Below are 13,612 nucleotides of genomic sequence, written 5' to 3'. Positions count from 1 at the left end.
GAATTTATAATTGACTCAAAGCTTGTTCAATATCATCCTTTAAATCGCTAACAGATTCTATTCCTACAGAAAAACGAATCAATCCATCGCTAACACCTATAGCGTCACGTTCTGCCTGACTTAATAAAGAATGAGAGGTTTGCGCCGGACTTAACATGGTACTTTCAATCCCTGCTAAGCTCATTGATGCTTTAATGAGACCAAGTGCCTTTTGAAATTTCACAGAGTCAATAGTATCAATTAATTCAAAGGATAGCATGGCCCCATAACCTTTCATTTGTGCTTTTGCAAGTTCATATTCTGGATGGCTTTTTAAGCCTGGATAGTATACTTTTTTAACAGACTCATGCTGCTCCAACCATTGCGCCATTTTCTTTGCATTTTTGGTTTGGGCTTTCACGCGTAATCCCATTGTTTTCATACTGCGCTCTAACATCCAAACCGTGAAATCACTAAGACTACCTCCATAATTTTTAGAAACATTCCAAATCCTGTCCATATGCGCTTTTGAGCCAGCTACAGCGCCCGCACAAATATCACTATGACCACCAAAATATTTTGTTGCAGAATGCATGATTAAATCAATGCCAAAATCGGCTGGATTTTGATTTACAGGACTAGCAAAAGTATTGTCTATACTTGTTACAATACTTTTAGATTTAGCTAATTTAGCAACAGCTTCAATATCTGTAATGGTTAATAACGGATTAGAAGGTGTTTCAATATGAATCAATTTTGTGTTGGGTTGAATGGCTTTTTCAAAATCTTCAACAGCATACCCGTTTGTAAAAGTGAATTCTATTTTCAGTTTTGGAAATTCTTCACGTATAAAATTACTGGTTCCGCCATATAATGTGTTTTGCACTACAATATGGTCACCAGATTTTAAAAACGCCAAAAACATGTGGCTAATAGCCGCCATACCAGACCCAAAAATCATCGCGGTTTCTTTATGCTCTAAAGCTGCGACTTTCTTTGATAGATATTCTTGATTTGGTGTATTAAAGTAACGGGGGTAGCGCTTAACATCTACATCTAGAAACTCATATGAAGACGATAAATAAATGGGCGATACCGCTCCTTTAAATTGTTCATCTTTTATTTCACCAATGTGTGTACAAATGGTATTTAAACCTAGTTCTTTTTTACTCATACGGTAAAGATACTAATTGTCTTCATTTGGTTTTAAGTTCTTTTAAAAAAATGTAAATCCGCTTTAGTTGTCCATATGTCATTATATTCGCCTTAAAGCAGATATTTGTAATTATTCGCTAAAAAGCAGATATTTACAATTATTCGTTAAAAAGCGAATATTTTTAGTATATTTATTAAAATTTTACTGATGAAATTAGTAAGTATCATTACAGGAGATATTATAAACTCGAGAGATAGTGAACCAAAAGCATGGTTACCTATTTTAAAAAAAGAGTTTAATAAATACGGAGAAGAACCAAAGGCATGGGAAATTTTTAGAGGGGATAGCTTTCAATTGGAAGTCGATAAAACAGCAGGTTTAAGAGCTGCTTTACTAATAAAAGCGGCTATAAAACAAAACTCAGACATAGACGTGCGAATGGCTATAGGTATTGGTGATAAATCTCATGATGCCGATAAAATCACCGAAGCCAATGGTACTGCTTTTATAAACTCTGGACATTGTTTTGAAAATTTAAAACGGAATACTCTAGCGCTAGAAACAGGTCATGACGCAATAGACACCCCTTTAAACATCATGATAGATTTAGCGGCACTTACTACAGATAACTGGACACCAACTGCTGCAGAAACACTTAAAGCCGCTTTAGAATATCCAGACTATAATCAAAAAGACCTAGCAAAACTTCTGAACAAAACACAAAGTAATATTAGTGCTGGTTTAAAACGTTCTGGTTACGATGACCTACTAAAACTATTAAATTATTACGAACAACAAACGCAAACCCTATGATGCTCTTATTTATAAAATTATTACTGGCTCACTTTATTGGAGATTTTTTGTTTCAGCCTAAAAAATGGGTGACTCATAAATTGGATAAAAAACATAAATCAAAATACTTATACTATCATATTCTTATTCATTTTATTGCATTGTTTATTGTATTGAAAGCTGATTTTAAATCCTTTTGGCTTGGATTTATAATCATAATTATATCACACTATTGTATTGATGTTATTAAACTTCATCTAAACACTCCCAAAAACGCCAGAGTTCTATTTTTTGTAGATCAAATAGCACATCTCCTTGTTTTATTTCTGGTAACCTTACTTTATTCTCAATATCCATTAGATTTTGACTGGCTATTTACTCCTACAACCATTGTATTTATAACCTTTTTACTATTTACAACCAGTGTTGCTTCTGTTATAATGAAAGTTATTATTTCTAAATGGAACTTAGACACGGCAGATGAAAATAGTATCGATTCTTTAGAACACGCAGGCGCTTATATTGGTGTTTTAGAACGTGTTTTTGTCTTCTTATTTATTATTACAGACCATTGGGAAGGCGTTGGTTTTTTAATGGCAGCAAAGTCTATTTTCAGATTTGGAGACTTGTCTAAAGCAAAAGACAGAAAACTTACTGAATATGTTTTAATTGGAACTCTTATTAGTTTTATGCTTGCCATAATAGCAGGATTATGTTATTTATATTTTATAAATGACTACAAAATTTCTTAAAATACGTTAAAAATGAATGCTTTAACAACCCGTTAACAGTTACTAAAGCACATTTGGACTAACTTAGAGGTACTATGACACATACAGAAAAAAAAGAGAACGAAGTATTCATCAAAGAATCAGTAAACTACTTACAAAATTTAGGTTTTGAAAATATCAAAGCTGATATTGATGGTTTTGAGTCACCAAAATCTTATGTAAAAAAGGACGGTGAGATCAAAATAACACCAGACATTACAGCTACTAGAAGAACTAGAAAGTATTATTTTGAAATCGGACTAAAAAGTGACAAACAACGACTTCTTAAAACAAAATGGCGCTTTTTAGATGTATTATCAAGAATGAACGACCACAGATTTAGAATCATAACCAAAAAAGGGCACTATAAATTTACTAATGATATGCTCAATGATTTAAATTTAAATAAAACATTAATAAAGCTATAACCTCACATTTATAGTTTTTTGGAAAAGCAACAAAACATCCACTACTTGTTGCTTTTTTTATGCTTTTATTTTTCTGAAGTGTTTGCTCTCAGCAATTTGTTTTGCTCTTCCATTAATTCAGTTAAATCTGTAAGCAACTGAATGTCTTTAGGCGTTTTTACCGTTTTATCTTTGGTGTTATCAGATTTTTCTCTTAATCTGTTCATGGCTTTTACAACAAGAAATACCGTTAGTCCTATGATGATAAAATCGATAAAAGCTTCTACTAATGCGCCATATTGAATTGCGACCTCTTCGGCCAAAACTTTACCAGCACTATCCAATTCTGTTTCTCGAAGCATTACTTTTTTATCCTGTAAATTAATACCACTGCTCATTAAAGACAGCGGTGGCATTAATACTTTCTTAACCAATACATCAATAACTTTATTAAATGAAGCGCCAATAATGATACCTATAGCCATGTCCATCATGTTGCCTTTTACGGCAAACTCTTTAAATTCCTTTAAAAACCCCATAATTAATTTTTAAACTTTTTGTTGAATTCGCGAATCATAACATAAGCCCATATGACTATGCAAACCGAGACGAAGATTGAAAACCAAAGAATGACATTATTGACGCTATTTATTTCCATTACTGACTAATTTTATAAATATCATAAAACCAAGAAGCGTAGGTGCCCATAGCCCAACAAAGATACCGTGTATTTCTTTTCCGGTAAGGAATAAGTATTCTGCAAATAATATAATGATCACACAGAGGAAAATCATCAAAATATTACCTGTTCCGAAGTTTTTAAAAAAGTTCATTTGGATGCGTTTAATCCTTAAATGTAATAAATATCAAACAGAAATCTATTTTTTATAGTATTTAGCATACTTTTTATAGGCAAAAAAGCCTAAAACAGCTACAATAGCAACAGTAACCCCAATAAACTTTAAACTTACAATTTGGTCTCCACTGGCGTAAGAATGTAATCCAGCAAGATAAAAATTCACACCAAAATAGGTCATCATAATACTCGCAAAAGCCACAATAGACATTAAATTAAAAAACCAGCGTCCGCGTAAACCTGGTACTAATCGCATGTGAATAACAAAGGCATACACCATAATACTTATTAAGGCCCAGGTTTCTTTTGGATCCCAGCCCCAATAACGTCCCCAACTCTCGTTTGCCCACTGACCTCCAAGGAAGTTCCCTATCGTTAACATCACTAAACCAACGGTAAGTGACATTTCATTTATTATGGTTAACTCTTTAATATTTAAGAGCATTTTTTCTTTATTCTTTTCGGTGGTAAAGATCATCAACAGCAATACGACCACGCCTAAGATCATCCCTAAGGTAAATGGCCCATAACTAGCAACAATAACAGCTACATGAATCATTAGCCAATAACTGTCTAAAACAGGCTGTAAATTTGCGATTGCAGGATCCATCCAGTTCCAATGGGCAATCATTAATATCATTGCGGTTACAAAAGCAGTGGCTGCTATTGTTAGATCACTTTTTCTTCCAAAAGCTAAACCAAAAAACATGGTCGCCCAAGCAACATAAATCATCGATTCGTAAGCATCACTCCAAGGTGCATGACCTGAAATATACCAGCGGGCGACTAAACCTAAAGTATGCAGAATGAAAAGCCCTAAAATGATAACTTTAAAGCTATTTACCGTAATATTAATGCCCTTGCTTCTATCTCTAAATATTTGAACAATTAACACCACAAAAAGTAATGCTCCAGCATACATATACCAACTAAACAGTTTCTTGAAAATATCGTATTTGTTATAACGTATTTCTGTATTAATTTTATCGTCACTTAACATGACTTCACTCCCTAAATTCCTTTGATTCTTTTTAAAGGCTGCCAATAACTTATTAGCCTCTTTATAATCACCTGATTGCTTTGCTGCGTTCAAACGATACAAATACACATCAAAACTACCGGCTATAAAGCCTGCATAAATAGAATCTGAAATCTTTTCTTTGTAACCCTCTTTTTTATATTCTTCTGCAGAAATCCATTTGTTATTTTCATCTTCAGGAACAGGGAAAATTCTTAAAGACTTGCCCTGAATAGTGTTGTACAATAAGTTAACACGCTGATCTGTTTCTTTAAACTCTTTTTGAAATCCACTAGGTATTTGCGCTTTGTAAGCTTCCTCTAAATAGGGTTGTAATTTGTATTCTCCGCGGTTCGTAAAAAAGTGTCCTAAAGTGGCATATTTTTCACTTGTATCTAGGCCAATGATTTTTCGAATTGAATCTGCCTTTTTTGATTTCAAATAAATGATGGGTACATTATACCACAACAACGGACTTTCTTGAATAGAAAGGAAAACTTGATCTGCAGTAAAATCTTCGTATGTATCATTTTTACTCAGTTTTCTTAAAAACTCCGAAGCATAGGTATTAACAGGCATCATGCGACCGCCAATATCCTGTATGACCAATTTTCCAAAATTCTCAGCTTCTTCTTTTGGGACAACATTAACCTTTAAAATAGAATCAACCTTTGCCTTATTTTCGGCAAAAGAAAATTCTTGATCTTCTTTAATATTAGCTGTTTCTTCATTTCCATTCGCATGTTCACTATGGTCATGTCCATCATCGTCACTATGCTGTTCCTGAGCAAACCCTGATAGCGTAAGGCAAAACAATAAAATGGTTACTAACTTGCTTTTCTTTTCCTTTACTTTATCTAATGCGCGTTTTAAATCAGCAAAACGTGTATTCTTATCAAATAAAATTGCCATTAAACCAAAATACAAAAGAAAATATCCAAAATATGTAAACCAGGTACCCCAACGGTCATGGTTTACAGAAAGTATGGTACGTTGTTCATTATTATCAAATCCTGATTGAAAGAAACGGTAGCCACGATGATCCAAAACGTGGTTCATATAAATTTTATAATCAAAATTCTCTTTTTCCTCGTCTAAAATAGTCACCTGACTTGAAAATGCCGAATAACTATTTTCTGTTCCTGGATATTTATCAGCAACAAAATCATTTAATTTAATGCTAAACGGCAGTTCTAAAACTTTTGAACCAAATTTTAAATCGAATTGTAAACCGCCAACAGTTACTTTTTCCCACTGATTGTTGGTCCCTACGCCTCCTATTAAATTAACCTGCTTAGTTTCTCCATTTGCTGTAACATTAACCACAATGCCATCTTCATCGCTTTTAAGTAATTTTGATTTCTTTACGATATCAAAATACCCTTTAACAACCGGTTTTGGGAATACCATTTGCATGTTTCCAATAACGTAACGTGAGCGTAACGCTAAAGGCTGAATACTATCTTTAAGCAACTTACCTTGTTCCATAGTTGCCATGGTAAGATATTCCCCTTCAAATGGCGACTGTATATTTAAAGAATCCCCTTGATAGGTTATGTTAATAGCACCTTCTGTTGGTTTATTTAACGCAATTAAAACATTATGTATGTTTTGAATTTCTCCAACTTTAAGGAAATGGTTGTGTGGTGCGCCATCTCCTGCTTCAACAATTTTAAGATATTCTTCTCCGACTTCATCTGGAATAATATCTTCTTCAGCATTAGAGACAAACTTAGCCAAGGTAATACGTACTGGTGTATCCCCATATTCCGCATTAAGCTCTAGTGTGTTGTTTAAGCGTTCAGAAAAATCTACTTTTTCTTCAATACGCAAGCGCTGTGGTATACCATCAATTTGATAATCACCATTGACTAAAGCAGAGAGATATGTTTTTTCAGAAAGAAAGGTGTTTTCAGTTTCCCCTTCAAAAATGGGCATTTTACCTTCATATCCAATATATCTGGTGATAAAAGCACCCAATAAAATAAAAATAAAAGCTAAGTGTAACGTTAATGTCGCCCACTTTGCTTTTTTATATAAACCGAATCTAAAAATATTTCCAACAAAGTTGATCACGAAAAAAGCCATAATCGCCTCAAACCAAAGGGTGTTATAAATCCAATACCTTGAATACGGTGTTGGAGAGGTTTCTTGTCCGGCATCCATAAAAGTCCCGATACCCATCGCTAGGGCAAAAAGAAAAAATAAGATGGCAGTTAAACGTGTAGAAAAGAGGATCTTTGCGAGTTTATTTTGCATAACAATCAAGGCTATATTTAGCTCGTGCAAAGATAAGGGTTTTTGTTTGTTTTTAAGGACAGGAATTAGCGCAAATAAGTGTTAAAATTCTATTTGTTTTTTGCTCTGGCTTCAAAAATTTTCAAATACATAAAAGTCCCCATTTTACGAGCTCTTCGCTTAGCATTATCGGCTACTTCACCATAAAACAAGGCCTCTATCGTTTGTATCCAATGGTTCAACCAAATACCAAAATGTAACTCAGTAATACTATTATTATTTTCTTTATCAACAGTAACATGCACTTCTAAGGGATTTCCACTGTATTTTTCCTCTAGTTTTCTAGACATAAACAAACTAGATTCCCAGAATGTCGTAAGCTGTTGCAGGTGTGCTTCCCAGTCTTCTATTCTATTGTTAAAGAAAGGACCTAAAACATTATCCTTTCTCACTTTCGCATAAAAAAGAGTCATTAATTGATAAATATCTTCCCGAGTTTGAATGTCTTTTTTTCCCATTGTTTACAAAGATAGCTTAAACGTCTTTTATATGATTACAGAGATACTTATTTTAGCCGCATGATTTCAGTAGTACTTTTAGGCGCAGGAAATGTGGCCACTCATTTATTTAAAGCATTTTCTGCTTCAGAAGATGTAAATATCAAACAATGGTATAATCGTAGTTTAAAAACAATTGACCGTTATAAGAATGTTGTTGCTATTACAGATGATTTATCACAACTAGTAGTAGCCGATATTTATATATTAGCAGTTAGTGATGATGCCATTGAAACACTTTCAGAACATTTACCTTTTGAAAACAGATTGGTCGTTCATACCTCAGGAAGCACCAGTTTATATGCGGTTGACAAAAAACAAAAACGAGGTGTATTCTATCCGCTACAAACCTTTTCTAAGGATGCTGAAGTCAATTTTACGCAAATCCCTTTATGCATAGAAACACTAAATAAAAAAGACTTACCTAAACTAAAAGCTTTAGCAAAAGCCATAGGTAGTAAAAGCCATAAAGTGAACAGTGACCAACGTCAAGGTCTTCATTTAGCCGCTGTTTTTGTGAATAATTTCACCAATCAGTTATACCGAATAGCACACGAAATCACGGAAGCCAATGGTGCTGAATTTGATATCTTAAAGCCTTTAATTCAAGAAACGGCTAAAAAAATTGAAACGCTTTCACCGTACATGGCGCAAACTGGGCCAGCGCTGCGCAATGATAAAAAAACAATTAAAAGACATTTAAAACAACTGGAAAGCGAGCATCATAAAGCGGTTTACGAGTTGTTAACCAAATCCATACAAAAAACACATGGCAGACGATAAAAGTTATAAAGAATCTCTAAAACATATTACCTCCTTTATATTTGATATAGATGGTGTTTTAACTGATGGTTCGTTACTCATTACATCTACTGGCGAAATGCTTCGCAGCATGAATGTAAAAGATGGTTATGCTTTAAAACAAGCACTAAATAAGAGTTATAATGTTTGTGTTATTTCTGGAGGAACCAATGAAGGTGTGCGCATACGTTTAAATCATTTAGGTGTGAAATCCGTCTATTTGGGTGCGCATAAAAAGAAGGATCAATTTCTAGACTATATAAAAACGGAAAATATAAAGCCAGAGCACATTCTATATATGGGGGACGATATTCCAGATATTCCAGTGATGCAACTCGTGGGCTTGGTAGCATGTCCGCAAGATGCTGTTCCTGAAATAAAAGCATTATCGCATTATATTTCTCACAAAAATGGTGGTAAAGGTTGTGTTCGTGATGTTATTGAGCAGGTTCTAAAGGTTCGTGGTGACTGGGATGGTCACTTTGACGCCTCTCTTTAATTTTTTTTCACAATATTTATGGAATAATTATTAATTTTGACAAGTAACAAAAGAAGACCTATTACTGGATCTAATTATACAAGTTCGGGCAACAGGCTTCCGTATTTAACAGAAAACTAAAACAGGTGTTTTCAAAAATAAAGGCGCAATTAAATACTAAAAGTCAGGCTGAATTTAAGCGCGTATTCAACGATAACATATTGTCTGACCAAGCTAGAAAATCTATAATAGACAACATACGTTCAGAAAACAAACAGAAAAATACTATTGCAGTATTGATTTTAATTTTAACACCTCTCCTTTTAGTAATAAAAGCTATTTTTGAGGGATTTTTATATCATTAACAAACCCACACACTTTGAATATACTTAAACTTATCCGTTGGAAAAACCTTGTAATGATTGCCGTAGTGCAACTTTTAATTAAATACACATTATTTCCAGCCTTTGCTGTTAGCACAACATTAAACGCTTTGGGTTTTACATTTCTCATTCTAGCCACCCTATTTATAGCAGCTGGCGGTTATGTGATTAATGACATCTATGATATGGAAACCGATGCGGTAAACAAACCAAACAAAGTGGTTGTGGGTAAGTCTCTTTCAGAAAAAACAGCGAACTACCTGTATATCATTTTTACTGTCATTGGTGTTTTTTGTGGCTTTTATCTATCGCATTCGGTTGGTAAACCCGAATTTTTTGTCATGTTTGTAATTATTTCAGCAGCCCTTTATGTCTATGCCTCCTATTTGAAACAAATTGCAGTTGCTGGTAACATACTAGTCTCTCTTTTAGTTTCGTTAAGCGTGATGATTGTAGGTATGTTTGAACTAATTCCTGCCATTACTCCTCAAAATCAAAGTGTACAGTCAACGATGTTTGAAGTTTTAGCCGATTTTGCCATTTTTGCCTTTTGTATCAATTTTATTCGTGAAATTGTAAAAGATATCCAGGATGTCGATGGTGACCATAAAGTAGGTATGCAAACACTTCCTATCGTATTTGGAAAATTACGAACAGCAAAAATTGCTTTTAGTTTAACCTGTCTTACTATTTTAATAATAATATATTACATAGGCACCTTCCTTTACATGCATACCGAAGCCATTATTTATTTCTTAGTAGCTGTTGTTGGTCCGCTAATTTATATTGCCCTAAAATTATTTTCAGCAGAAAATAATCATCAGTTCAAACACATTAGCTTCATGTTAAAAATGGTCATGATCACAGGCATGCTTTCTATGGTCCTTTACTATATTATTTTATAATAATGCTAAACGAAAAACTTAAAGATTATAATATTATTCTGGCTTCTGGTTCGCCAAGACGGCATCAATTTTTTAAAGATTTAGGTTTAGATTTTGAAATCAGGTTAAAAGAAATAAAAGAAGAATATCCGCCAAAATTACGTCATTTTGAGATTACAGATTACTTAGCCCAACTAAAATCGATGCCTTTTTTAAAGGAATTAAAGGCTAACGACATTTTAATAACCAGCGATACCATTGTATGGCATAAAGGTACTGCTCTTGGTAAACCTAGAAATAAAGAAGAAGCGTTTGCTATTTTAAAATCGTTGAGTGATACTACTCATGAAGTCATTACCTCGGTTTGTGTGCGAACAAAAAAATTTCAAAAAACGGAAAATGCAGTGACTCATGTCACCTTTAAAGCGTTTACAAATGAAGAAATCTGGCATTATATTAATACGTATTCACCTTTAGATAAGGCCGGTGCTTATGGGATTCAAGAATGGATTGGGCTCATTGGTGTTACGAAAATAGAAGGCTCTTATTTTAATGTTGTGGGATTACCCACACATTTAGTGTACAAAACGTTAAAGGATTTTGTAGACGGGCTTTAGAATTGTAATTTTATAACAGAAACCTTCTGTGATGACAAAAACAATTCTTTGCCGCTTTTTAATTATACTCCTTCTGTTTCAATCTTGTGAAAAAAAGGCAAGAGAAGTTATTGCTAATAATTTATTTGAATCCACTGTAACCGAGGAAAAACCTATTCAAACAGCTTCAGTATTAAGCCAAACGTTTAAAGACTATTGGTATGCTGGCGAAGCAGAAATTTCATCCTATCAATTAGAACAAATGCGTTATGGAGAACTAAGAACAGGGAAAGCGGTTCTGGTTTATGTGACTGAGCCCTTTTTAGCCAAAGCGCAAGTAAAAGCAGATAGGAATGCTCCAACAAATATTCCCGTTTTAAAATTAAATAGTACTAAAAATTTTAATTCAGGCATTTACCCGTATGCTATTATGCAAAGTACTTTTTACCCAGTACGTAACGACCAACATGCTATTAAAGTAAGCTGTTCTATTCAAGAATGGTGTGGTCATGTCTATCTGCAGCTCAATAACAAAGAACAGTTTGATATTACGTCTCATTCTTATTTTGAAGGTGAAGCAGATGAGGATTTCAGTTTAGAAAAAGTGCCTCTAGAAAATGAAATCTGGACACAATTACGTATCGCTCCAAAATCGCTTCCTTCAGGTGATTTTAAAATGATACCGTCTTTAGAGTATATCCGGTTGAAACATAAAACACTTAAAGCCTATGACGTTACAGGTGAAATAAAAGACTATACCTATTCATTAACTTATCCAGAATTAAACCGAACACTAGCGATTACTTTTAGCGCTAACTTCCCTTATACTATTTTAAGTTGGGAGGAAACCACAGATGGAAAAACGACTAAAGCAAGCCTATTAAAAACCATTAAATCGGACTATTGGAATAAAAACAGGAATAGTAATGAAGTCTTGCGCAAAACACTCCTCTTAGAATAAAAACTCTTCTATATTTGCAAGAAATTGAATCTAATTATGTTTTTAGAAATTTATAAAACCGAACTCATAAACACAGGTATTTTACTAGCCATTGTAATTATAATTCGTTTTTTAGGAAAAATAACCATCAGAAAAATTGGTCAAAAAAGTAGTATAAACGATGCCCGAGTAAAGTTGATTTCGCGTTATTATACAGTGACGCTATTTCTCATTTTTATGTTTGTTGAAGCTTTTGTAGTAGGAACCGACATTAAAGACATTTCTGTAATGTTTTCTTCTGTATTTGCTGTTATAGGCATTGGTTTATTTGCCATTTGGTCTATTTTAAGTAATGTAACTTCTGGTATTATCATGTTTTTCTCATTTCCTTATAAAGTAGGCGATAAAATAAAAATACATGATAAAGATTACCCTATAGAAGCTGTTATTGAAGACATTAGAGCCTTTCAACTTCACTTACGAATTGAAAATGGCGACCTGGTGACCTATCCCAATAATTTGATTCTGCAAAAAGCTGTAACTTTAGTCGAGAAAGATGCCATTGAAGATTTTGGCGATTTCCATTAACACCTATTTCATGGCAAAACGCAAACCGAAAAAACGCACAGAAGACTATAAAAAGCAGGTTGGTCAAGTACCTGGAGCAGTTATTTATACAGGAAAAAAAGACTTCAACCCCCTATTAATGGAGTCTTTTGATTATAATTCAGATTTCTGCAACGAAAAACAACTAAAAAGTGTTGAAGAAGCTTTCGCCTATAAAGCTACAGATTCTATTAGCTGGATCAATATTAACGGACTTAATAATGTTGATGAAATTGAAAAAATAGGAAACCATTACCATTTGCATCCGCTCGTTTTAGAAGATATCGTAAGTACTAATCAGCGTCCAAAAATTGATGAGTATGAGGACTATATTTTTATCGTTTTAAAAATGATGTATTATGATGCTGAAGAGAAAATTGTTTCAGAACAAGTCAGTTTTGTGCTTGGTAGTAATTATGTACTTACATTTCAGGAAGCTGAAGGTGATGTGTTTGACCCACTAAGAGAACGTATTCGCCAGGGTAAAGGACGCATTCGTGGACTTGGTTCCGATTATTTATTGTATGCTTTAATAGATTCGATTGTTGATCATTATTATGCCATTATTGAAACAATGGGCAATAAAATTGAAGATTTAGAAGATAGTTTATTTGAAGGGCTTACTAAAGATGAAATCTCTACCGAGATTCAATCGTTGAAACGGGAAGTCCTAAAAGTACGTCGCGCTATTTTTCCACTTCGTGAAATTATTAGCCGCGTCGATAAAAGTGAAAGCAAACTTATAGACCAGAAAACACTTCATTATTTTGCCGATGTTTACGATCATATTATTCAAGTGTCTGATACTATAGACATCTATCGTGAAATGATTTGGGGATTAATGGATATGTACATGACCACGATTAGTAATCGTATGAATGAGGTGATGAAAGTACTAACCATTATAGCCACTATTTTTATTCCGCTAACTTTTATTGCTGGTGTTTATGGCATGAATTTCGACAATATCCCGGAGCTGCATTATAAATATGGGTATCATATTGTTTGGGGCGTAATGATCATTATTTTTATAGGAATGATGTATTATTTTAAGCGGAAAAAGTGGTTGTAAAACTACTTTTTAAAAGTTTGTCGCAGTTAGCAGACTCAAAATAAAGTTAATACAGTCCATTTTATAGCGCTAATATTAG

Annotated in this window: 14 protein-coding genes; 10 read left to right on the top strand and 4 right to left on the bottom strand. The window is 33.6% G+C overall.

Going from position 1 to position 13,612, the window contains the following annotated elements; translation table 11 throughout:
• Positions 1-4: 4 nt before the first annotated feature.
• Positions 5-1,153 (bottom strand): PLP-dependent aspartate aminotransferase family protein, encoded by a 1,149-nt coding sequence (locus tag GQ46_RS00605; RefSeq protein ID WP_044397436.1) that lies wholly within the window; start codon positions 1,151-1,153, stop codon positions 5-7.
• 189 nt (positions 1,154-1,342) lie between these two features.
• Here GQ46_RS00605 and GQ46_RS00600 point away from each other — a divergent pair, with 189 nt between their 5' ends.
• The 3 genes from GQ46_RS00600 (at position 1,343) to GQ46_RS00590 (ending at position 3,125) form a co-directional block, all read left to right on the top strand.
• On the top strand, positions 1,343-1,948 hold the full coding sequence (locus tag GQ46_RS00600; RefSeq protein ID WP_044397435.1) for a hypothetical protein: 606 nt from the start codon (positions 1,343-1,345) through the stop codon (positions 1,946-1,948).
• Positions 1,945-2,679 carry a DUF3307 domain-containing protein gene (locus GQ46_RS00595; protein ID WP_044397433.1) on the top strand — a complete coding sequence of 245 codons (735 nt, stop codon included), beginning with the start codon at positions 1,945-1,947 and terminating at the stop codon, positions 2,677-2,679. Before GQ46_RS00600 ends, GQ46_RS00595 begins: the two co-directional genes overlap by 4 nt.
• Positions 2,680-2,753: 74 nt before the next feature.
• Positions 2,754-3,125, top strand: coding sequence for a hypothetical protein (locus tag GQ46_RS00590; protein ID WP_044397432.1), 372 nt, complete (start codon positions 2,754-2,756; stop codon positions 3,123-3,125).
• Positions 3,126-3,190: 65 nt separating this feature from the next.
• On the opposite strand, the gene mscL is transcribed toward GQ46_RS00590, so the two are convergent.
• The 3 genes from mscL to GQ46_RS00570 form a co-directional block, all read right to left on the bottom strand.
• Complete coding sequence (mscL, locus tag GQ46_RS00585; RefSeq protein WP_044397431.1) at positions 3,191-3,643, bottom strand: large conductance mechanosensitive channel protein MscL; 453 nt, start codon at positions 3,641-3,643, stop codon at positions 3,191-3,193.
• Positions 3,644-3,982: 339 nt separating this feature from the next.
• Positions 3,983-7,237 (bottom strand): cytochrome c biogenesis protein CcsA, encoded by a 3,255-nt coding sequence (gene ccsA, locus GQ46_RS00575; protein WP_044397429.1) that lies wholly within the window; start codon positions 7,235-7,237, stop codon positions 3,983-3,985.
• Between the two features lie 89 nt (positions 7,238-7,326).
• Positions 7,327-7,734: a group III truncated hemoglobin gene (locus GQ46_RS00570; protein ID WP_044397428.1), complete on the bottom strand. Its 408-nt coding sequence runs from the start codon at positions 7,732-7,734 to the stop codon at positions 7,327-7,329.
• 60 nt (positions 7,735-7,794) lie between these two features.
• Here GQ46_RS00570 and GQ46_RS00565 point away from each other — a divergent pair, with 60 nt between their 5' ends.
• The 7 genes from GQ46_RS00565 (at position 7,795) to corA (ending at position 13,533) form a co-directional block, all read left to right on the top strand.
• The gene (locus GQ46_RS00565) at positions 7,795-8,556 is read left to right on the top strand and encodes a Rossmann-like and DUF2520 domain-containing protein (RefSeq protein WP_044397426.1); all 762 of its coding nucleotides are present in this window, start codon (positions 7,795-7,797) and stop codon (positions 8,554-8,556) included.
• A complete protein-coding gene (locus GQ46_RS00560) occupies positions 8,543-9,073 on the top strand; it encodes an HAD family hydrolase (protein ID WP_044397424.1) in 531 nt (176 codons plus the stop codon). The genes GQ46_RS00565 and GQ46_RS00560 overlap by 14 nt, the downstream gene beginning before the upstream one ends.
• Before the next feature lie 358 nt (positions 9,074-9,431).
• Positions 9,432-10,340: a geranylgeranylglycerol-phosphate geranylgeranyltransferase gene (locus GQ46_RS00550; protein WP_082041684.1), complete on the top strand. Its 909-nt coding sequence runs from the start codon at positions 9,432-9,434 to the stop codon at positions 10,338-10,340.
• A 2-nt stretch (positions 10,341-10,342) separates the two neighbouring features.
• The gene (locus tag GQ46_RS00545) at positions 10,343-10,936 is read left to right on the top strand and encodes a Maf family nucleotide pyrophosphatase (RefSeq protein ID WP_044397418.1); all 594 of its coding nucleotides are present in this window, start codon (positions 10,343-10,345) and stop codon (positions 10,934-10,936) included.
• 31 nt (positions 10,937-10,967) lie between these two features.
• Positions 10,968-11,876: a hypothetical protein gene (locus GQ46_RS00540; protein WP_044397416.1), complete on the top strand. Its 909-nt coding sequence runs from the start codon at positions 10,968-10,970 to the stop codon at positions 11,874-11,876.
• A gap of 36 nt (positions 11,877-11,912) precedes the next feature.
• Positions 11,913-12,443 carry a mechanosensitive ion channel family protein gene (locus tag GQ46_RS00535; protein WP_044397414.1) on the top strand — a complete coding sequence of 177 codons (531 nt, stop codon included), beginning with the start codon at positions 11,913-11,915 and terminating at the stop codon, positions 12,441-12,443.
• A 10-nt stretch (positions 12,444-12,453) separates the two neighbouring features.
• Entirely contained in the window at positions 12,454-13,533 is a 1,080-nt protein-coding gene (gene corA, locus GQ46_RS00530; RefSeq protein WP_044404318.1) for a magnesium/cobalt transporter CorA, read from the top strand.
• Positions 13,534-13,612 lie beyond the last annotated feature (79 nt).

Source organism: Lacinutrix sp. Hel_I_90 (assembly GCF_000934685.1).
Lineage (GTDB): Bacteria > Bacteroidota > Bacteroidia > Flavobacteriales > Flavobacteriaceae > Lacinutrix.
The sequence above is the reverse complement of the archived record's forward strand: the minus strand, read 5'-3'. Positions and strand labels throughout refer to the sequence as shown.